The sequence below is a fragment of the Pelagibius litoralis genome, from assembly GCF_011683915.1.
Classification (GTDB): domain Bacteria; phylum Pseudomonadota; class Alphaproteobacteria; order Kiloniellales; family Kiloniellaceae; genus Pelagibius; species Pelagibius litoralis.
This window is the reverse complement of record NZ_JAAQPH010000019.1, coordinates 55406-74296: the sequence shown is the minus strand read 5'-3', so window position 1 is coordinate 74296 and position 18891 is coordinate 55406. Positions and strand designations below refer to the sequence as shown.

The 18891-nt window shown below is 65.3% G+C and carries 21 protein-coding genes; 12 read left to right on the top strand and 9 right to left on the bottom strand.

Annotated features, from left to right (window positions below):
• The first annotated feature begins 31 nt into the window (after nucleotides 1-31).
• From purD to HBA54_RS21550, 3 genes are all read left to right on the top strand, one after another.
• Complete coding sequence (purD, locus tag HBA54_RS21560) at nucleotides 32-1321, top strand: phosphoribosylamine--glycine ligase (protein ID WP_167228541.1); 1290 nt, start codon at nucleotides 32-34, stop codon at nucleotides 1319-1321.
• 15 nt (nucleotides 1322-1336) lie between these two features.
• The gene (locus HBA54_RS21555; protein WP_205944819.1) at nucleotides 1337-1891 is read left to right on the top strand and encodes a GNAT family N-acetyltransferase; all 555 of its coding nucleotides are present in this window, start codon (nucleotides 1337-1339) and stop codon (nucleotides 1889-1891) included.
• A 136-nt stretch (nucleotides 1892-2027) separates the two neighbouring features.
• A complete protein-coding gene (locus tag HBA54_RS21550) occupies nucleotides 2028-2672 on the top strand; it encodes a hypothetical protein (RefSeq protein ID WP_167228539.1) in 645 nt (214 codons plus the stop codon).
• A 42-nt stretch (nucleotides 2673-2714) separates the two neighbouring features.
• On the opposite strand, the gene speE is transcribed toward HBA54_RS21550, so the two are convergent.
• The 5 genes from speE to HBA54_RS21525 form a co-directional block, all read right to left on the bottom strand.
• A complete protein-coding gene (gene speE, locus HBA54_RS21545; RefSeq protein WP_167228537.1) occupies nucleotides 2715-3563 on the bottom strand; it encodes a polyamine aminopropyltransferase in 849 nt (282 codons plus the stop codon).
• Between the two features lie 19 nt (nucleotides 3564-3582).
• Nucleotides 3583-4071 (bottom strand): adenosylmethionine decarboxylase, encoded by a 489-nt coding sequence (gene speD, locus HBA54_RS21540; RefSeq protein ID WP_167228535.1) that lies wholly within the window; start codon nucleotides 4069-4071, stop codon nucleotides 3583-3585.
• A gap of 135 nt (nucleotides 4072-4206) precedes the next feature.
• Nucleotides 4207-4758, bottom strand: coding sequence for a TlpA family protein disulfide reductase (locus HBA54_RS21535; RefSeq protein ID WP_167228533.1), 552 nt, complete (start codon nucleotides 4756-4758; stop codon nucleotides 4207-4209).
• Nucleotides 4745-5110 (bottom strand): DOPA 4,5-dioxygenase family protein, encoded by a 366-nt coding sequence (locus HBA54_RS21530; RefSeq protein WP_240932813.1) that lies wholly within the window; start codon nucleotides 5108-5110, stop codon nucleotides 4745-4747. The genes HBA54_RS21535 and HBA54_RS21530 overlap by 14 nt, the downstream gene beginning before the upstream one ends.
• A gap of 87 nt (nucleotides 5111-5197) precedes the next feature.
• Nucleotides 5198-5632 (bottom strand): nucleoside deaminase, encoded by a 435-nt coding sequence (locus HBA54_RS21525; RefSeq protein WP_167228531.1) that lies wholly within the window; start codon nucleotides 5630-5632, stop codon nucleotides 5198-5200.
• Between the two features lie 193 nt (nucleotides 5633-5825).
• On the opposite strand from HBA54_RS21525, the gene HBA54_RS21520 reads away from it, so the two are divergent.
• The 5 genes from HBA54_RS21520 (at nucleotide 5826) to HBA54_RS21500 (ending at nucleotide 9899) form a co-directional block, all read left to right on the top strand.
• A complete protein-coding gene (locus HBA54_RS21520; protein ID WP_167228529.1) occupies nucleotides 5826-6269 on the top strand; it encodes a DUF3775 domain-containing protein in 444 nt (147 codons plus the stop codon).
• An 87-nt stretch (nucleotides 6270-6356) separates the two neighbouring features.
• Nucleotides 6357-7082, top strand: a complete 726-nt coding sequence (locus tag HBA54_RS21515; RefSeq protein ID WP_167228527.1) for a gamma-glutamyl-gamma-aminobutyrate hydrolase family protein — start codon at nucleotides 6357-6359, stop codon at nucleotides 7080-7082.
• A gap of 10 nt (nucleotides 7083-7092) precedes the next feature.
• Complete coding sequence (locus HBA54_RS29730; RefSeq protein ID WP_167228525.1) at nucleotides 7093-8301, top strand: pseudouridine synthase; 1209 nt, start codon at nucleotides 7093-7095, stop codon at nucleotides 8299-8301.
• Nucleotides 8276-8842, top strand: coding sequence for a 16S rRNA (guanine(966)-N(2))-methyltransferase RsmD (gene rsmD, locus HBA54_RS21505; RefSeq protein ID WP_167228523.1), 567 nt, complete (start codon nucleotides 8276-8278; stop codon nucleotides 8840-8842). Before HBA54_RS29730 ends, rsmD begins: the two co-directional genes overlap by 26 nt.
• A 37-nt stretch (nucleotides 8843-8879) precedes the next feature.
• Nucleotides 8880-9899, top strand: coding sequence for a threonine ammonia-lyase (locus tag HBA54_RS21500; RefSeq protein ID WP_167228521.1), 1020 nt, complete (start codon nucleotides 8880-8882; stop codon nucleotides 9897-9899).
• A 339-nt stretch (nucleotides 9900-10238) separates the two neighbouring features.
• Here the strand turns inward: HBA54_RS21500 and HBA54_RS21495 are convergent, their stop codons facing one another.
• Nucleotides 10239-10565 carry a helix-turn-helix domain-containing protein gene (locus tag HBA54_RS21495; protein ID WP_205944818.1) on the bottom strand — a complete coding sequence of 109 codons (327 nt, stop codon included), beginning with the start codon at nucleotides 10563-10565 and terminating at the stop codon, nucleotides 10239-10241.
• A 241-nt stretch (nucleotides 10566-10806) separates the two neighbouring features.
• Here HBA54_RS21495 and HBA54_RS21490 point away from each other — a divergent pair, with 241 nt between their 5' ends.
• Nucleotides 10807-10965: an XRE family transcriptional regulator gene (locus tag HBA54_RS21490; protein WP_240932812.1), complete on the top strand. Its 159-nt coding sequence runs from the start codon at nucleotides 10807-10809 to the stop codon at nucleotides 10963-10965.
• Nucleotides 10966-11502: 537 nt separating this feature from the next.
• Here the strand turns inward: HBA54_RS21490 and mutL are convergent.
• Nucleotides 11503-13329, bottom strand: a complete 1827-nt coding sequence (gene mutL / locus HBA54_RS21485; protein WP_167228618.1) for a DNA mismatch repair endonuclease MutL — start codon at nucleotides 13327-13329, stop codon at nucleotides 11503-11505.
• Between the two features lie 39 nt (nucleotides 13330-13368).
• Nucleotides 13369-14175, bottom strand: coding sequence for an AraC family transcriptional regulator (locus tag HBA54_RS21480; RefSeq protein ID WP_167228519.1), 807 nt, complete (start codon nucleotides 14173-14175; stop codon nucleotides 13369-13371).
• A gap of 175 nt (nucleotides 14176-14350) precedes the next feature.
• On the opposite strand from HBA54_RS21480, the gene HBA54_RS21475 reads away from it, so the two are divergent.
• From HBA54_RS21475 to HBA54_RS21465, 3 genes are read left to right on the top strand one after another with little or no spacing between them, the layout of a single operon-like run.
• Entirely contained in the window at nucleotides 14351-14767 is a 417-nt protein-coding gene (locus tag HBA54_RS21475) for a c-type cytochrome (RefSeq protein ID WP_322096084.1), read from the top strand.
• Between the two features lie 46 nt (nucleotides 14768-14813).
• A complete protein-coding gene (locus tag HBA54_RS21470) occupies nucleotides 14814-15266 on the top strand; it encodes a (2Fe-2S)-binding protein (protein WP_167228517.1) in 453 nt (150 codons plus the stop codon).
• Nucleotide 15267: 1 nt separating this feature from the next.
• Complete coding sequence (locus HBA54_RS21465) at nucleotides 15268-17451, top strand: xanthine dehydrogenase family protein molybdopterin-binding subunit (protein ID WP_167228515.1); 2184 nt, start codon at nucleotides 15268-15270, stop codon at nucleotides 17449-17451.
• Nucleotides 17452-17494: 43 nt separating this feature from the next.
• Here the strand turns inward: HBA54_RS21465 and HBA54_RS21460 are convergent, their stop codons facing one another.
• Entirely contained in the window at nucleotides 17495-18889 is a 1395-nt protein-coding gene (locus HBA54_RS21460) for a M16 family metallopeptidase (protein ID WP_240932811.1), read from the bottom strand.
• Between the last annotated feature and the right edge of the window lie 2 nt (nucleotides 18890-18891).

The following is an 18891-nucleotide window of genomic DNA, read 5'->3' as shown; positions in this document are numbered from 1 at the left end:
CCGGAGAGGCGAAAAACATGAAGACGAAAGCATGAAAATTCTGGTTGTTGGCGGCGGCGGACGCGAGCACGCGCTCTGCTGGACCCTCGCGGCTTCCCCCCTCTGTCACAAGCTGTTCTGCGCCCCGGGCAACGCCGGGATCGCAGAGGACGCCGAATGTGTGCCGATCGCCGCGGAGGACATCGACGGGCTGGTCGACTTCGTTCAACGCGAAGCCATCGACTATGTGGTGGTCGGGCCCGAGGCCCCCCTGGTACTGGGCCTGGTCGACCGCCTGACGGAGGCCGGGGTAAAGGCCTTCGGCCCTACCGCGGCGGCGGCGGAACTCGAAGGCTCCAAGGGTTTCACCAAGGACCTCTGTGCCAAGTACGACATCCCGACCGGCGCCTACGGCCGCTTCACCGAAGCGGAGGCGGCCAAGGCCTATGTCCGCGAACAGGGCGCGCCCATCGTGGTGAAGGCCGACGGCCTGGCCGCCGGCAAGGGCGTGACCGTCGCCATGACCGAACAGGAGGCCATCGACGCCATCGACGCCGCCATGGCCGGGGGCGCCTTCGGCGAAGCAGGCGCCGAGCTGGTGATCGAAGCCTATCTCGACGGCGAGGAGGCGAGTTTCTTCGCCCTGGTGGACGGCGACTTCGCCCTGCCCCTGGCAACCGCGCAGGATCACAAGCGGGTCTTCGACGGCGACGAGGGGCCGAACACCGGCGGCATGGGCGCCTATTCCCCGGCGCCGGTGATGACCGAGGCCCTGATCGAAGAGACCATGGCCCGCATCATCCGCCCCACGGTGGCGGGCATGAAGGCGGAGGGCCGGGCCTTTAAGGGCGTCCTCTTCGCCGGCCTGATGATCACGGCGGAGGGGCCGCAGCTCATCGAATACAACGTGCGCTTCGGCGATCCCGAGTGCCAGGTGATCCTGATGCGCCTGATGTCCGACCTGCTGCCGGCGCTGATTGCCTGCAGCGACGGCGTTCTCTCCAGCTTCGATCTGCGCTGGTACGAGGAAGCGGCCCTCAGCGTGGTGATGGCCGCCAAGGGCTACCCGGGAAGCTACCGGAAAGATACGGTTATTGCCGGCCTCGACGCAGCGGAGGGTAACTCCGACGACATCAAGATATTTCACGCCGGGACCAAACAGGGCGAGGACGGCGAATTGCTGTCCAACGGCGGGCGTGTGCTGGGCGTCACCGCCATGGCACCAGGCATCGCAGAGGCCCAGGCCCTCGCCTACACCGCCGTCGACAAGATCGACTGGGCCGAGGGCTTCTGCCGCCGCGACATCGGCTGGCGCGCGATCAACCGCAACGCCATAGACTGAAACTAGGAAAACGACTTGTCCGATATCGAAGCAAAGGCCGGTGCCGCGGCGCCCGTTCTGAAGACCGAACGCCTGACCCTGCGCGGCCACGGCCTGGAAGATTACAAAAAGACCGTCTCCCTCTGGGGCGATGCCCGGGTCACCCGCTACATCAGCGGCAAACCCTCAAGCCCCAGCGAAAGCTGGGCAAGGATGATGAACTACGCCGGCCACTGGGCCCTGCTCGGCTTCGGCTATTGGCTGGTGGAGGAAAGCGAGAGCGGGCGCTTCGTCGGCGAAGTCGGGCTGGCCGATTTCAAGCGCGACATCAAACCGGACTTCGAAGGCGCGCCGGAGGCCGGCTGGGTGCTCACCCCCTCGGCCCACGGCAAGGGCTATGCCACCGAAGCCGTGCGCGCCGCCCTTACCTGGGGCGAAGAGACGCTAGGCATGAAGCGCAGCGTCTGCATCCTCGATCCGCAGAACGACGCCTCGGTCCGGGTCGCCGATAAATGCGGCTTCACCTTCTTCACCGAGACCGAGTTCATGGGCGACCGGGTGGTATTGATGGAGCGGCTGGGAAAATTTTAGTGATCAGTTCCACCACACTGTTCAGCAAGACATAAGTATACAATGGACTCGTCTGTGAACCGTAATCCGTTTGCCGAACTTTAATCAGATAAGCTCAACACGATAGGATTCACGACCTCCTTCTAAGGCAAGAAAATTGACTGAAAACATCTGGGTTTCTGGTCTTATCGGTGTGTTTGGAGCCATTCTCGGTGCTGCATCCACATTCGCATTTGAGCGAATGTGGAGTCACAGCCAGGAAAAAAAGGCTCAAATCTCTGCTGGGCATGAAGCAGTTTTTGCCATCATCTGCGCCTATGATGCCTTGAAAGACTATAAAGACAGGGTGGTTGATCCAGTAGCAGACCATCCTATCGCCTGGCTTTTGCCTCCTACGAGTCTCGTCGCCACACCCGAATCATTTAGCAAGAACTTGGAGTTCCTATTCCCCGACAATGGCAATTTGCTTCATCAACTAGCATTAGAGTCACGGAGATATAAAACAGCACTGGTAGCTATTGAGAATCACGTGAAATTCTCGTTCAGTGAAGTTCAACCAGCCCTAGAAAAAACGGGTCTAGTGTCAGCCAACCCTTCCGAAGTTATGCAGGCGTTGGGTCCAAGAATTACGGGAACAGCAGAGAGAAATTGGCAGGAATTATGCTATCAAATTGAGGCAACAAGTAGCTCACTGCTGATTGCGCTAGATAGCTTACACAAAGTGCTAGCGTGCGAATTCCCAGAGCAAAAGTTCATGACGGTCAAGGAAAAATCTGTTCCTAAAACCCTACAGCCAAACTGAGAGGGCCTTCCGACACGGATGATTTCTCACCCATTCGGCTATCTAACCCACCATCTCGGCGATGTAGGTGGGCAGGGCGAAGGCCGCCTGATGAACCGCCGGATTGTAGTAGCGCGTGGCGATGCCGGCCTCGCGGAAACGCTGTTCCAGGACTTCAAGACTCATCTGACGTTTCGCCGGGTCGTCGGTTCCCCAGCCGAAGGCCATGGGCCCGCCGGCATAGGTCGGCACCGTCGCCAGATAGCAGGCGGCATCGGCGAAGAGCGCCCGGAAGGCGCGCATGGTGTTGGTCAGTTCGTCGCCCTGCAGGAAAGGCACGCCGTTCTGGGTCACCAGGATACCGCCGGGCGCCAGACAGTTCTTCGCCTTGCCGTAGAAGGTATCGGTGAACAGCACCTCGCCGGGCCCGATGGGATCGGTGGAATCGACGATGGCGACGTCGTAGCGTTCCGCGCAGGAGGCCACGAAGTCGACGCCGTCGGCGATCACCAGGTCGAGGCGCGGGTCGTCGTAGGCATCCTTGCAGATCGAGGCGAGGTACTGCTTGGAGAAGTCGATCACCCCGGCGTCGATTTCCACCTGGGTCACCTTCTCCACGCCGCGGTGCTTCAGCACTTCTTCCAGCATGCCGCCGTCACCGCCGCCGATGATCAGCACCTTCCTGGCCGCGCCATGGGCGAGGATCGGCAGATGGGCGAGCATCTCGTGATAGATGAACTCGTCCTTCTCCGTCGTCTGCACGACGTTGTCCAGGGTCAGCACGCGCCCGAAGGTCCGGTTCTCGAAGACCACGAGCCGCTGATGCTCGGTCTCGCTGTCGTAGTGAACCTTGTCGGCCTTCAGGCCCAGTTGGAAATCGTCGTGCAGCTGCTCAACGAGCCAGCGGCTCATCGTTGGTTGCGCCGGCGGCTCATACGCCGCGGCCCCGCCGATGCTCTTCCACCGCCAGACGCGCCGGCTTGAAGCGTTCGCGCAGCACCTCTACCGCCAGATGGGGTTTGGCATCGCCGCACATGAAGATGTCCAACGCCGCATAACCGGATTCCGGCCAGGAGTGGATCGAGATGTGCGATTCCGCCAGCACCGCCACGCCGGAGATTCCGTCGTTCGGCGTAAAGTGATGCAGGTGGATGTGCAGCAGCGTCGCTTCAGCGGCGGTGACGCAATCGCGCAGCGTCTCCTCGACGAAAGCGAGATCGTCGGTACCCTCGGCGTCCCAGAGATCGACGATCAGATGGGTGCCGGCATACCGCTCGCCGTCGCGCTCGATAAAAAAGTCCTTACGCTCCCCGGCCGCATCTGCAGCTTGGGTGGCGGTGTTGTTTTCTTCCGTTTTGGAGGCGCTTGGGTTTTCGTCCAAGTCGATCCCCAGTTGGAAGAGGGCTTGTGCCTGAGACATCGGTCCTCCAACGCAACCAGTAGATTGACCCAGTAAAAACTGAGGGGCGGGTTTTCCGTGTTTTTGCAATTCAATGCAAGTGAAATTTTCACCTGCTGTAACAGTGGTTAACGCCGCCGCGGCGGGGCCGGCGCGTTAACCCTGCCCCGGCCCCTTGCCGAGCGCCTGTTCCAGCGCCGCGTCGATTTCCTCATAGGAGGCGTGGGTCTTGGACGCGCCCTGGGCATGGACGAAGTGCATCACCGGGCTGCCGTCGGGGGCAAAGACGAAAACCGTGGGTATGCGTTCGACGCCTTCGAACAGGGCGGCGATGCCCTCGCCCTCGGCCACCACATGGAACGGCGGGTCCTTGCGGGCCAGGAAAGCGTCGCGGCGCGCCGTGCCCTTGAAGCTGCCGAATTCCTCGAAGATGTTCACCGCGACGATGGCAACGTCATCGCCGTAGGTTTCCTGAGCCCGTTTCAGATTGTCGAACTCCGGGTGGCAGGGCGGGCACCAGGAGGCCCAGAAGGCCACAACCACGGCCCTGCCCGACAACGCTTCCGCGCTCACCGCTGCGCCGCGCAGATTCGGCAAGCCGGAGAGCGCCGCGACCCGTTGATCGTCCAGGCGGATGGGTTCCGCCGAAGCGGGTGCGGCCAACAGCAAGAGGCCGGCGAATAGTGAAAGCAGCCTAGCGCAGCGCATCGAGGTTCAGCTCCAGTTTTGCGCCCAGCCAAAGCGCATGGTCGCGATGGTCGGGCACCGCATCGCCGGTTTCCGGATGCAAGAAAATCACCAAGTCGCCCCGGTTCAACGCCAGCCAGGGAACGAGACTGGCAAACATCTCCGGCTCGAAAGCCACCTGATAGCTCCAGCAGGGGTGCGGCCCCACCGGGCGGTCGTGCCAGCGCCCCATGCGCAGACCCGCGAAATTCGCCTCCATGGCCTCGCGCAGCTCCGCCGCCGCAGCCTTGGTCTCGGCGTCGTAATAAACATGGGCGTGATAGCCGGTGATGGCGTCTATGGTCTGCAGCGGCATGGCGGTCCCCTCACTCATTGCTCGATTAATATGGGGCTTTGGGATTGCCCCGTCATCCGCCGCCCACGGCCTTGTGATCCACGGCCTTTTGGTAGCCAAACCCTGTCAGCGCCGGGCCTTGAAGAAGTCCTGCAGCAGAGCCCCGCATTCCTGTTCCTGAAGGCCGCCGATCACTTCCGGCCGGTGGTGGCAGGTCGGCTGCTCGAAGAACCGGGCGCCGTGATCGACCCCGCCGCCCTTGGGGTCGTAGGCGCCGAAGATCAGGCGCTTGATCCGGGCGAAGGAAATAGCGGCGGCGCACATGGCACAGGGCTCCAGCGTCACATAGAGTTCGGCCTGCTCCAGCCGCGGCACGCCGAGCCGGGCAGCGGCCTGCCGGATCGCCAGAATCTCCGCATGGGCGGTGGGGTCGGCATCGCGCTCCACCAGGTTGTGGGCGCGCACCAGAACTTCGCCACTGGCACCGTCGACCAGAACCGCCCCGACCGGCACCTCGCCCAGATCGGCCGCCGTGCGGGCCTGGGCCAGGGCTTCGGCCATAGGGTCCGGTTTTTTTCTTAGGCTTGTCATGGGCTTGGCACGTGCTTGCAGGTCTTTCCGGTCGCGGTTCGGCAAGGTTGCGGCGGCAAAGCCTGCCCTGCCACTTGTTCCAGGTCAATGCGCGGCAGAGGCTCCTGCGGAAGACTTCCAATCAACCGAAACCCGCCTGATCCGTACAGAGGAGGACCAAACCATGGCAAAGGTACAGCCTGCGGCGCTTGAGCCTGAGGTGATCGAATTGGATCTCAACCCGGGCACCGTGTGCTTCCTGATCGCCAAGGCCCGCGCATTCGATGTGAAGGTCGCCGCGCCGGAGCAGGATACGGTTTCGCAGCCGGGCGAAGACGATATGCACGATGTGCTGGAAGACTATGGCGACGACCCGGTAGCCGAGGAGATCCGCCAGGTCATCGAGGACCTGAACGAAGAGCAGCAGGCCGAACTGGTGGCGATGATCTGGGTCGGCCGCGGCGATTTCGACCGCTCGGAGTGGCCCGCCGCCCTGGCGGCGGCCAACGAGCGCCACACCGGGCCCAGTTCGGCCTATCTGCTGGGGATGCCGCTGTTCGGGGATCTGCTGGAGGAAGGTTTCACAACCCTGGGCCACCGTTGCGAGGACGAAGGAAACCCGGTCTAAAAGAGCCCGTCCGGGGCCCATGGGAGGCCCCATTTGGGAACATCTGCCGGGCTTGTGAGGCCGGGGCGCGGCGCCTAAAGTGCCGCCATGGTAAAGCAGCAGACATCACAACCCCTGGTCGGCATTACGCTCGATTCGGAAGCCGCTGGCGGTTGGTCCAAATTCCCCTGGTATGCGGTGCGGCAGAACTATGCCGGGGCCGTCAAGGAGGCCGGCGGCCTGCCCGTCCTGCTGCCGCACGAACCGGCGGAGGCCGAGGTCTACCTCGAGCGGATCGACGCCCTGATGATCACCGGCGGCGCCTTCGACGTGGACCCGGCGCTGTTCGGCGCCAACGACCGCCATGAAACGGTACACACCAAGGATCGCCGTACCGAGTTTGAGGCCGCGCTGGCCCGCGGCGCCCTGGCACGCGACATGCCGCTGCTCGGCATCTGCGGCGGCCAACAACTGCTGAACGTGGTGCTCGGCGGCAGCCTGATCCAGCATATCCCCGACGAGGTGGAAGCGGCCCTGGCCCACGAGCAACCCAACCCGCGCGACCAGGCGGGCCACGACGTCGCCCTCAGCGGCGACAGCCTGTTGAAATCGATCTGCGGGGCCGAGGTCATGCCGGTGAACTCCGCCCACCATCAGGCGGTAAAAGCGGTCGGCGCCGGCGTGCAGGTGAACGCCGTTGCCCCGGACGGGGTGATCGAGGGTATCGAAGCGCCGGACTATCGCTTTTGCCTGGGCGTCCAGTGGCACCCCGAATTCGCCATCACCCCTTCCGACCAGGCGATTTTCCGCGCCTTCGTATCAGCCGCGGCTTAGGACGACCCCCATGATCGAGATACAAAAGGGCGAGCGTATCGCCAAGGTCATTGCCCGTGCCGGGCTTTGCTCACGCCGCGATGCCGAGGCCTGGATTACCGCGGGGCGGGTTTCGCTCGACGGAAAGGTCCTGACCAGCCCGGCAACGCTTGTCACCGCCGAGAGCCGGATCGAGGTGGACGGCGCCCTCCTGCCGGAAGCCGAGGCGCCAAGGCTCTGGCGCTATCACAAACCGCGCGGCGAACTGACCACCGCCCGCGACCCGCAGGGGCGGGCCACGGTCTTCGACCACCTGCCGGCGGACGTGCCGCGCCTGCAGGCGGTGGGGCGGCTGGATATCAATTCCGAGGGCCTGTTGCTGATGACCAACGACGGCGGCTTGAAACGGCAGCTCGAACTGCCCGCCAACGGCTGGCTGCGGCGCTACCGGGTCAGGGCCCACGGGCGGGTTACCGCGGCACGGCTGGCGGCGCTGGCCAAGGGCGTCACCGTGGAGGGCATCGACTACGGCCCGGTGGAGGCGCAGCTGGATCGCCAGTCCGGCGCCAATGCCTGGCTGACCATCGGTCTGCGCGAAGGCAAGAACCGCGAGGTGCGCAAGATCTGCGCCCATCTGGGCCTGGCGGTGAACCGGCTGATCCGGGTTTCCTACGGCCCCTTCGCCCTGGCCAAGCTGCCCAACCGCAGCCTGGAAGAAGTGCCGTCCAAGCGCCTGCGCGAGGCCCTGGGCCTGGAAGACAGGGAAAAGCGCAAAACCCGCGGCAAGGGATTCGCCAGGGCCAAGCCGAAACCCAATCGCCCGGGTTCGCGCCACGGCCTGAAGAAGCCGGAGAAGACCGAGGGCGCCGGCGGCGGCAAACCGGGGATCGGTAAATCCGGCGCCAACAAGTCCGCCAGGGGAACACGCGGCGCCGCGCGGACGGAGCAACCCCGCAGCGCGACAAAGACCGGGGCGAAGCCGGCGGCACGAAGCGCCGCAGCAAGAACAAAGCCGGCGGCGGCACGAAGCGCCGCCTCAAAATCGAAGACGGCAAAACCGGCCACGGCCCGCGGCGGCACAGCGAAGAAGGGGACCGCCAAACCGAAACCGGGATTCGCAAAACCTACGCCCAAGAAACCCGCTCCTAAAAAATCCACCTCTATGAAGCCCGCCGGCAAAAAACCCGCCGCCAAAAAGGATAACCGTAAGAGCCATGCGAATCGTCGCCGGCCGTCATAGGGGCCGCAGCCTGAAAACCCCCGCTGATCTTGCCGTGCGGCCCACCGCCGACCGCACGCGCGAAGCGCTGTTCAACATCCTGACCAGCGGCAAACTGAGCGAGGAAGGCGCCAAGCGCCTGCCCGGCGCAAGGGTTCTGGACGCTTTTGCCGGCACCGGCGCCCTGGGGCTGGAAGCCCTGTCGCGCGGCGCCGAACAGGTCACCTTCATGGAGAACTACGCCCCGGCCATCGAGATCTGCCGCGCCAACATCGCCGCCCTGGGGGAGGAAGAGAATTCCGAACTTCTGGCCTGCGACGTGCTGCACCCCCGGCCCGCCCCGGCGCCCTGCGACCTGATCTTCCTCGACCCGCCCTATAACCAGGGTTTCGCCGAAAAGGCGGTAGAAACCCTGAGAGCCGCCGGCTGGATGGCGCCGGAGGCGCTGGTCTCGGTCGAGATGATGAAGACCGAGGCCTTCGAGACGCCGCCCGGCTTCAGCGAGATCGATGCCCGCACCTACGGCAAAGCGAGACTGATTTTCCTGCGCCTGGAATCGTAGAACACAACTGGTCGCGGCCGCAAAGAATGGAATCGATATGAGCGAGCAATGCCGGGAACAGGCGATCAGCCGGGACGCCCCTGACCTGGCGGCCATCGAAGCCGCTGCGCAGACGCTGAAAGGCCGTATCGTTGAAACGCCGGTCGTCCCGCTGGTTGCCGAAGCCCTCAAGCCCCACCTGCCGGGCGGCGCGGAAGTGATCGGCAAGCTGGAGCTGTTTCAGCACGCCGGTTCCTTCAAGGCCCGCGGCGCCTTGTTGAACATCCTCGACTTCAGCGATGCGGAAGCCGGGCACGGCGCCACCGCCGTCTCCGCCGGCAACCATGCCCTGGCGGTTGCCTGGGCGGCGCGCCAACGCCAGGTTCATGCCAAGGTGGTGATGATGAAAACGGCCGATCCGGTGCGCGTCGCCGGCTGCCGCGCGCTGGGCGCCGAGGTGGTGCAGACCGACGACATCCACGGCGCCTTCGCCGAGGTCGACCGCATCGTCGCGGAAGAAGGGCGACGCTTCATCCATCCCTTCGAAAGCCCCCTCACCGTGCTCGGCACCGCCACCTGCGGACGCGAAGCCGCGATGCAGATGCCCGATCTCGACGTCATGGTGATCCCCGTCGGCGGCGGCGGGCTGATCGCCGGCATGGCCCGGGCCATGAAACTGCTGCAGCCCAACTGCCGGGTCATCGGGGTCGAGCCGGAAGGCGCCGACAGCCTGACGCGGAGTTTCGCCGCCGGCAGCCCCCAGACCCTGGAGAAGGTCGACACCATCGCCGACAGCCTGGGCGCCCCCATGACCCTGCCCTACTCCTTCGCCGTCGCCCGCGACCATGTGGACGAACTGGTGCGGATCCGCGACGACGACATGCTGCGCGCCATGGGCCTGATCTACGACGGCCTGAAGATCGCCGTGGAGCCGGCGGGCGCCGCCAGCACCGCCGCCGTCATGGGCCCGCTCAAGCAGGCCTGCGCGGGCAAGCGCGTCGGCGTCATCTTCTGCGGCAGCAACATCGGCGAGGAACGCTTCGCGGCCCTGGTCGCCAAGGGGCGCGGGCTGGCATAGCCCCCGCTGCGCGGGAAGGCCCATTCACCCTCCCTCTCCCACGGTTCTTGCCTAGATCGGATTCACATGTTTTGGCGCAACCACGAAGTGGTTCCGTCAAAACATGATCCGATCGCCATCAAACAGTTAGAGCAGATTCACCCGGTCGATGGATCGCCTTCGGCGATTCCATCCGACCGGGATCTGCTCTAGGGTCGCGCGGTCCCGCCCATCCGATCCCGGGGGGGGGGTGGCCACCCCCCGGGGATCAACCCCAATGCTTACGCAATTCGGGTCAATCTCCAACATGCAAGGGTCGGGGTGAGGGGGACTTCCTCTCAAACCCTTTGTCCCGCCGCCTCAAGGCGCCTCCGGCTTGGCGAGGCAGACACCGGGGCCGCCGCTGGCGTCGGCGTCGATGAACAGCACGCCGGAAGCGATGAAGGTCAGGCGCAGCAGGCGAGCCGTCGGCGGCTTGAGGGTGCAGTGGCCGAGTTCGAAGTTGCAGAGGGTGATGTAATGGACGCCGCTGCGCTCGGCGAGCTCCTCACGACCCCACTGCAGCATGGCCCGGGCCGCCCGGCACTGCGGGCCGGTGATCCGGGCGGGCTCCGGCGGCGAAGGGTGGTCGCCGGGGGCGCTGTGGTTGAGCGCAGGCGAATCCGTGATAAGGGTAGGTTCAGCCATAGCCGGACTCCTGTTAAGTCTGGTTGCGGTCAGGCGCGGGCGGGTGTGTCAGCACCCTCTCGCGCCGCTCGCGATAGCGTTGCGGTTGCAGCACTCTTGTCCTATGAACCTAGCATGCAGCTAGCATCATTCATATCAAAAAGTAACGTTTGTGTATAAAAGTAACATTACGCCCGATCAATGCAGAGCCGCGCGTGCCTTGGTTCGGATGGGCCAAGTCGAGTTAGGCGAAGCCGCTGGTGTGTCCAAGCAACTGATTTTGGAGTTCGAACGCGGCTCGCGCACACCTCACCGCAACAACCTCCTGGCCATCCAAGCCGCCCTGGAGGCCGCCGGCGTGGTCTTCATCGAGGAAAACGGCGGCGGCGCCGGCGTGCGCCTGCGCGACCGCGCCGGCTAACTCCGACCTAGCCGCCACACCCACCCGTCACCCTCCCGCTTCGCGGGAAGCCCCCCTCACCCCGACCCTCTCCCACGGAGGGGAGAGGGAGGAACAAAAAGGGGCGGCAAGAGAATCCCTCTCCCCTGGCGGGAGAGGGAGGGGCCCACGAAGTGGGAGGGTGAGGGGGAGACGCGGGGACGATAACGTCCCGCCTGCGAAGAAGCTGATATTCACATCCAAGAAGAGTCAGTCTTCCGGACAATTGCTTCCTGGGATCGGATCGCCGCTACGGTCCATCAAGAGGCCATCTGAACAAACCACGACGTAGGGTACCCGCTTCGACGGAACCGGATTTGCAGGATCGCCTTTGTAGATTCGAACGCTGTTGCCGCTGTTCTCGGGATCTTCCCAGCACCACCCATCGCTACCACGCAATGCACGACCACGCCACGTCTCTGGTATCTGCGGAGGCCGATTTTTGCCTGTCCAAGGTTCGTCCACAATCTCTCCCAATTGTTCCCTGAACATAGACAAAGAAAGTAAGACGCTCAGTGACTAACGCCGGCCGAACAACTTTTCGATGTCCGCCAGTTTCAGTTCGACGTAGGTCGGACGGCCGTGGTTGCACTGGCCGGAATGGGGGGTTTCCTCCATCTGGCGCAGCAGGGCGTTCATCTCCTCGACGTTGAGGATACGCCCGGCGCGCACCGAGCCGTGACAGGCCAGGGTGCCGCAGACGTGTTCCAGGCGTTCGCGCAGGGCCAGCGCCTCACCCAGCTCCGCCAGTTCGTCGGCGAGATCGCGGATCAGGCCCTGGACATCGACCTTGCCGAGCAGCGCCGGCACCTCGCGCACCACCACGGCGCCGGGGCCGAAAGCCTCCAGCACCAGGCCCAGCTCGGCCAGTTCTTCGGCGCGGGCGACGACGCGGGCCGCCGCCGACTCTTCCATTTCCACCACCTCGGGCAGCAGCAGCATCTGGCGCGCCACGCCGGTTTCGCCGAGCTGTTCTTTCATGCGCTCGTAGACCAGCCGCTCGTGCGCCGCATGCTGGTCGACGATGACAATGCCGTCACCGGTCTGGGCGACGACATAGGTGCCGTGGACCTGGGCGCGGGCGGCGCCAAGAGGAAAGCCGTCCGGATCGACAGTCTCGTTCGGCATCGCGCCGGGATGCATGGACGGCGCCGCCGCCGAGGGTGCGCCCTGCAGGCCCGGCAGGGCGCCATGACCAACCGGCGCCTGGTAGTGCGCCGTTGCCTCGGCCAAGCCGGCCGGCAGCCGGCTGCCTTGATAAGACGAGCCCCAACCACCGACACCTGTGCCACCGGCGGGGCGCAGCGCCCCCAGGGCGAGGTCGGAGACGGTGGTGGCGGCCCGGTGCCCGGCTTCGGCCAGGGCATGCTTGGCGGCGGAGACAATAAGGCCGCGCACCAGGCCGGGGTCGCGAAAGCGCACCTCCGCCTTGGTCGGATGGACGTTCACGTCGACCTGTTCCGGCGGCAGCTCGACGAAGAGCGCCAACAGGGGGTGGCGGTCGCGGGCGAGGAAATCCTGATAGGCGCCGCGCACCGCCCCGTAGAGCAGCTTGTCGCGCACCGGGCGGCCGTTGACGAAGAGGTACTGCTGCTGGGCGTTGCCGCGGTTGAGGGTCGGCAGGCCGATGTAGCCGGTCAGGCCGATCCCTTCGCGCTGCGCCGAGATCGCCAGGGCGTTGTCGGCAAAGTCGCGCCCCATGACGGCGGAGAGGCGCTTCAGGCGGGCATCGAAAAGTTCGCCCTCCGCCGGGGCGAGGCCGATCAGCTTGCGGTCCCCGTCGCTCAGGGTGAAACCGACCTGGGGGTGGGCCATGGCAAGGCGGTTCAGGGTGTCCTGGGCGTGGGAAACCTCGGTGCGCGCGGTCTTCAGGAACTTCAGCCGCGCCGGCGTCGCAAAGAAGAGGTCGCGCACCTCGACCCGGGTGCCCCGGGGATGGGCCGCCGGCTGCGGCCGGCCCAGCTTGCCGCCCTCGACCAGCAGCGACCAGGCCTCTTCGGCCTCAGGCGGGCGGCTGGTGACGGTGAGACGCGCCACCGCACCGATGGAGGGCAAGGCCTCCCCCCGGAAACCCAGGGAGGCGATGTGCACCAGATCGTCGTCCGGCAGCTTGGAGGTGGCGTGGCGTTCGACCGCCAGCAGCAGTTCCTCCGGCGCCATGCCGCTGCCGTCGTCGGTGACGGCGATCAGCGCCCGGCCGCCGTCGCGCAGCACCACGTCGACATGCCGCGCCCCGGCGTCCAGGGCGTTTTCCACCAGTTCCTTCACCGCCGCGGCCGGACGCTCCACCACCTCGCCAGCGGCGATCTGGTTCACCAGGGTTTCGGGCAGACGGCGGATCGGCATGGAATTGAAGACTCGGTCAAATGTGAGACGCAACGGAAGCTAATCTATATCAGACCCGGCGGAGTCGTGAGAAAGAAGCCCTCGGGAAAAATAGGTGCTGGGGGGCACCCCCAAGGCTTTCTTGAACATCGTCGTGAAACTGCTGGGCGTGCCGTAGCCCAGGTCGATGGCGACCGTGGTGACCGGTTCCCCGGCGGCAAGACGTTCCAGGGCAACGGTCAGGCGAAGCTGCTGGCGCCAGACACCGAAGGACATGCCGGTGTCGACCGCGAAGCGGCGGGTCAGCGTGCGCTCGCTCAGATGGACCGAACGCGCCCAGAGCCCAAGGGATCGGTTGTCGGCAGGGTCGGCCCGTAAGGCCCGCATCACCCGCAGAACCCGCTCATCGCGGCCTTCCGGAAGGCTCAACGGCGCCGCCGGCAGCACCACCAGCCGGTCCATGAGCACCGTCATCAGGCGTTGCTCGTGGCCGTCGGCCGGATAGTCCCAGGGCAGGCGTACCGCCGCGTCGATCAACTCTCTGGTCAGCGGATCGACCTGCATCACGGTCGCCCGCTGCGGCAGCGTCGCACAGAGCGCGGCGATCACGAAAAGTCCGCGAAAGGCAACCTCGCGCGGGTAGTGGGCGGCATGGATGGTTTCCGGTGGAACCCAGACGGCGCGGTGCGGCGGCACCACGAAAAGCGCATCTTCGGTATGCACACGGACGCAACCGCGTTGGGCATAAATCAACTGGCCGCGCCGATGGCTGTGCCATGACACGCTGTTCGAACCCGGTTCGTCCCAGTACTCACCGACGATCGGCGCCGCGGCACGGTCCGCCGGGTGATCTGCCAGATCGTACATGGCTGATCGTCCAAAGACTTTGACCGGATCTCGAAAGACAGATGGGAAACGCAGCCCTAGATTCAAGGGTAGATCGGCTTTGCAACCCTGCCGCGCCTGCGTGTGCGGCGCGCCGTTGCGGGCCGCCCCCTCACCCTGGAGTGTCCGTTTTGCAACAGCACCGAAAGCATCAGCCGTGAAGCGCAAAGCGATGGTTTCGCACGTCACCGGTGCTTTGGCCGCCCTTGCTTGCGCGGCCAGTTTCCCGGCCATCTTGACGACCTCGGCAGCCGCGCAGGAAGCGGCCGGCGACCCGGCCGCCGGAGAGCGCGTCTACCGGCAATGCGCAACCTGCCACAGCGTGGCGCCGGGAGAGAACCGGGCCGGTCCGCACCTCTTCGGCATCGTCGGCCAATCCGCCGGCGCCGTGGAAGGTTTCCGCTATTCGCGGGCGATGCGCGAAGCCGACATCGTCTGGGACGACGAGACGCTGACGGCCTATCTGATCGACCCCCTTGGCTTTCTGCCGGGCACGACAATGCGGGTCGGCTTGCGCAATCCCGACGATGCCGCCGATCTCATCGCCTATCTGAGGACCCTCAGTACCGAATAGGACAAGCAACCCCCGCTGCCGAGCGCAGCCGAAGGAGGAAAGCGCCATGACCGACCTCGTCGTCAACGGACAGACTGTACAAGTCGACGCCGCCCCCGATACCGCCCTGCTGTGGGTGCTGCGCGAGCACCTGGGCCTGACCGGCACGAAATTCGGCTGCGGTGCCGGCATGTGTGGCGCCTGCACCGTGCATGTCGACGGCGTACCGGCCTTCGCCTGCCTGACGCCGCTTGACGCCGTCGCCGGATCGGCCGTGACCACCATCGAGGGCCTGCCCGGCGAAGACGATCATCCCTTGAAACGGGCCTGGGTCGCCGAACAGGTGCCGCAGTGCGGTTATTGCCAGTCCGGTCAGATCATGCGGGCGGCGGCCCTGCTTGAGGAGAACCCGGACCCGCAGCGCCAGGAGATTGTCGCGGCCATGAGCACCAATCTTTGCCGCTGCGGTACCTACAACCGGATCGTAAAGGCGATACAGCGCGCCGCCAGGGAGGCTTGAGATGGCTCTGACACGACGCGCATTCATCGCCAGCGGCGCGGCGCTGACCTTTGTCGTCGGCAATAGCGGCATCCTTCAGGCCGCATCAGCAGAAGCCGGGCAAATGCAGGGCCTGGACGCCAACGCCTGGGTACGGATCGACCCCGACGACACCATCACCATCGTCTTTCCCTCAACGGAAATGGGCCAGGGCAGCTCTTCGGCCCTGCCGCTGATTCTCGCCGAAGAGCTGGATGCGGATTGGGATCGCGTGGAGATCGAACAGTTGAACCGCGATGACCGGACTTTCGGCAACCCGATCTTCGGCGGCGTTCTCTACACCGCCGGCAGCACTGGCGTTTACGGCTACTTCGATAGCCTGAGGAAGGCCGGCGCCCAGGCCCGGCGCATGCTGATGCAACGCGCCGCCGGCGAATGGTCGGTTTCCCTGGACAGCCTGACGACGGAGCCGGGCCTTGTGGTGCATGCCGCGAGCGGGCGGCGCCTGAGCTATGGCGCGCTTGCCGCCCTGCCCGGCCCGCTGCCAAGCATTCCTGAAGTTTCCGAGGCAGATTTCAAAGCCCGCGCCGACTACCGCCTGATCGGGCAGAATGTCCCGCGCCGCGACGTGCCGGCCAAAAGCAGCGGGCGTGAACGCTATGCCATCGACGTGCAGGTGCCCGATATGCTCTACGCGGCCGTCCTGCGCAGCCCGGTGGAGGGCGAAACGCCGCTCGAGATAGACGACAGCGAGGCACTGGACGTCCCGGGCGTCTTGCAAACGGTAACTCTGCCGGATGGTGTTGCCGTCGTCGCCGAACGGCTGGAAGCAGCCTTCATCGGCAAGGACAGCCTGGATGTGACATGGAGCGAGACGGCGCCGGCCCGCGCCTTCGACAGCGAGACCGATCTCACCGCCTACACCGCGGCAGCAGGCGATGCGGCGCGCGACGGCGTTGCCTGGCGCAGCGTCGGCGATGCGCCGTTAGCCATCGATAACGCGGCAAAAGTGGTCGAGGCCGATTACCTCTCCGACTACGCCTATCACGCCCAGATCGAGCCCATGGCCGCGGTGGCCGCCGTCGATTCCGACGGGCGCGGCGCCGAGGTCTGGGTCGGCAGCCAGACCCAGAGCTGGACCATGCGGACCATTACCGAAGTGCTGGAGGCAACGCCGGAGCGGATCCGCCTGCACATGATGACCATGGGCGGCAGCTTCGGCCGCCGCACCGCGCTGACCCAGGAGTACCTGCGCGACGCTCTGTTGACTTCCAAAGCGCTGGGGCGGCCGGTGAAGGTGGTATGGAGCCGCGAAGACGACGTGAAGCACGGCGCCTTCCGCCCCGCCGCCGCGCAACGGCTGCGGGCCGGACTGACCGCCGATGGCAAGCTCAGCGGCTGGCATCATCGTATCGCCACACCCTCGGTCATCGCCTACTTCAACCCGCTGCGTTGGGACCAGGTGGCGCCGACCGATATCATCTCGGTGCGCGGATCCGAGAGTAAGTTCTACGCCATCGACGGCCTGCTCGCCGAGCACGTCATCACCGAACGCCGGGCCCGGCTGGCCCCCTGGCGTGGGATCGGCGCAAGCTACACCAGCTTTGCCGCAGAGGCTTTCATGGACGAGCTGGCGGCAGCGGCCGGCCAGGACGGTCTCACCTTTCGCCTTGCCTTGATGGGTGACAACACCCGCGGCCGGCGGCTTCTGGAAAAAGTGGCGGAACGCGCCGGCTGGGGCCGGCCCCCGGGTGAGACGGCGCTTGGCCTGTCCTTCGCCGGTTACGGCGATTCCATGGCCGCCGGCATCGCCGAGGTCGCGCTGGATCGGGACAGCGGCAGTATCACCGTGCAGCGGTTCTGGGCGGCAGTGGATGCCGGCCTGATCATTTCGCCCGATAACGCCCTGGCGCAGATCGAAGGCGGTATCGTCTTCGGGCTGAGCAGCAGTTTGAAGGAGTCGATCACGATCCAAGGCGGAGAAGTCGTGCAGAACAACTACTACGATTACGAAATCCTGCGCGCCGACGAAGTGCCCGAGATCGACATCCATCTGGAGGTCAGCGACGGACCGCCGACCGGCATCGGCGAAGTCGGCACGCCCATGGTCGCCGCGGCCGTCGCCAATGCCTTTTATGCCCTGACCGGAAAGCGCCTGCGCCGCCTGCCCTTCACGCCAGAGCGGGTGACCGAAGCCCTGGCTTGACCGCCGCGAAGCGGCCTGAAGCGGATCGACGCAGCGACCGGCTTCAGCTGCCGCCGGCGGGGGCCTCACGGGTCGGGGTGACACCGGCAGGGGCGCCAACCACGACCACGGTCAGATCATCAGGCCGATAGAGCCGTTTGGCGACGCGCTGAGCCATCGCCAGATCGACCGCCTCAATGAAGGAATTGCGCTTGTCGAGATAGTCGATGCCCAGGTCTTCAAGCTGCATCCCCACCAGCATGCCGGCGATATTGCCTGAGCTTGAAAAGCGCAGGGGAAAGGAGCCGGTGAGGAAACGCTTGGCCTGCTCCAGCTCCTCGGCGCTGGGCCCTTCATCGGCCATGCGGGCCCATTCCGCGCGAATCAGGTCGAGGGACTCGCCCACCCGCTCGTTCTGGGTCGCAACGCCGCCGCCCACCAGGGCGCCGTGGTCCAGGGGGCCGAGATAGGAATAGACCGAGTAAGCCAGGCCGCGCTTCTCGCGCACCTCCTCAACCAGGCGCGAGGAAAATCCGCCGCCACCAAGAACGTGGTTCACCACATAGGCGGCATAGTAGTCCGGATCATCGCGTTTGATGCCAGCCTGGCCGAGAGAGACCACCGACTGGGGAATGTTCTTTTCGATCACCACCAGGTCGCCGGCACTCTGCACCGCCGCCTCGGCGACGGAGAAGGGCTCGGCCTTTACCGGCAGGGGCAGGAAGGTCTGATCGAGAACGGTCTTCAGCGCCTCGGGCGTTATGTCGCCGACCACGCCGACGAACAGCTCGTCCCGGCCAAAGCGGGCCCGCACGAAGCCGTGCAGGTCATCGCTGGTAATCGCCGCGATGCTGGCCTCTGTCCCGCGCGTCGGACGCGCATAGGGGTGTTCCTGAAACATCAACCGGCGCAGGGTCCGGCCGGCGATCACATCCGGGTCCTCGGCCTCGCGCGAAAGGCGGGAGAGGATCTGGCTGCGGATCCGCTCAACCGGTTCCGGATCGAAACGCGGCGCGGTCAGCGCCAGGCGCAAAAGCTCAAACGCCCGCCCGCTGTTTTCGGTCAGGGTCGAAAGCGATCCGTTGAAGCCGTCCAAACCCGCCTGAAAACGCAGGTTGATGGAAAGGTCATCCAGCGCCCCCTGGAATGACTGGGAATCCAGCGGCCCCGCACCCTCGTCGATCAGGGTGGAGACCATGTAGGCAAGGCCCGGCTTGGTTGCCGGGTCCAGCGAGGCGCCGCCGCGGAAGGCAAGCTCCAAGGCGATGATCGGATTGCTGTGATCTTCGACCAGCCAGGCCTCGATCCCGCCCGGGCTGACGACGCGCTGCACCTCAACCGCGCGGGCTTGAAAGGCCGCAAAGGCCGTCAGAACAACAAGCAGTCCGGCAAGGATAAACGTCCGGGCCGGCAGCATCGCCGCAGACTGCGTTGCAGCACCTGGCTTGCGATCGCGCATAT

Excerpts from the sequence above, each read along its gene's own strand:
- purD (WP_167228541.1), top strand. The coding sequence starts at position 32 with ATGAAAATTCTGGTTGTTGGCGGCGGCGGACGCGAGCACGCGCTCTGC.
- speE (WP_167228537.1), bottom strand. The coding sequence starts at position 3,563 with ATGAGCCGCTGGCTCGTTGAGCAGCTGCACGACGATTTCCAACTGGGC.
- speD (WP_167228535.1), bottom strand. The coding sequence starts at position 4,071 with ATGTCTCAGGCACAAGCCCTCTTCCAACTGGGGATCGACTTGGACGAA.
- HBA54_RS21535 (WP_167228533.1), bottom strand. The coding sequence starts at position 4,758 with ATGCGCTGCGCTAGGCTGCTTTCACTATTCGCCGGCCTCTTGCTGTTG.
- HBA54_RS21530 (WP_240932813.1), bottom strand. The coding sequence starts at position 5,110 with ATGAGTGAGGGGACCGCCATGCCGCTGCAGACCATAGACGCCATCACC.
- HBA54_RS21525 (WP_167228531.1), bottom strand. The coding sequence starts at position 5,632 with ATGGCCGAAGCCCTGGCCCAGGCCCGCACGGCGGCCGATCTGGGCGAG.
- HBA54_RS21520 (WP_167228529.1), top strand. The coding sequence starts at position 5,826 with ATGGCAAAGGTACAGCCTGCGGCGCTTGAGCCTGAGGTGATCGAATTG.
- HBA54_RS21515 (WP_167228527.1), top strand. The coding sequence starts at position 6,357 with ATGGTAAAGCAGCAGACATCACAACCCCTGGTCGGCATTACGCTCGAT.
- HBA54_RS29730 (WP_167228525.1), top strand. The coding sequence starts at position 7,093 with ATGATCGAGATACAAAAGGGCGAGCGTATCGCCAAGGTCATTGCCCGT.
- rsmD (WP_167228523.1), top strand. The coding sequence starts at position 8,276 with ATGCGAATCGTCGCCGGCCGTCATAGGGGCCGCAGCCTGAAAACCCCC.
- HBA54_RS21500 (WP_167228521.1), top strand. The coding sequence starts at position 8,880 with ATGAGCGAGCAATGCCGGGAACAGGCGATCAGCCGGGACGCCCCTGAC.
- HBA54_RS21495 (WP_205944818.1), bottom strand. The coding sequence starts at position 10,565 with ATGGCTGAACCTACCCTTATCACGGATTCGCCTGCGCTCAACCACAGC.
- mutL (WP_167228618.1), bottom strand. The coding sequence starts at position 13,329 with ATGCCGATCCGCCGTCTGCCCGAAACCCTGGTGAACCAGATCGCCGCT.
- HBA54_RS21480 (WP_167228519.1), bottom strand. The coding sequence starts at position 14,175 with ATGTACGATCTGGCAGATCACCCGGCGGACCGTGCCGCGGCGCCGATC.
- HBA54_RS21470 (WP_167228517.1), top strand. The coding sequence starts at position 14,814 with ATGACCGACCTCGTCGTCAACGGACAGACTGTACAAGTCGACGCCGCC.
- HBA54_RS21465 (WP_167228515.1), top strand. The coding sequence starts at position 15,268 with ATGGCTCTGACACGACGCGCATTCATCGCCAGCGGCGCGGCGCTGACC.
- HBA54_RS21460 (WP_240932811.1), bottom strand. The coding sequence starts at position 18,889 with ATGCGCGATCGCAAGCCAGGTGCTGCAACGCAGTCTGCGGCGATGCTG.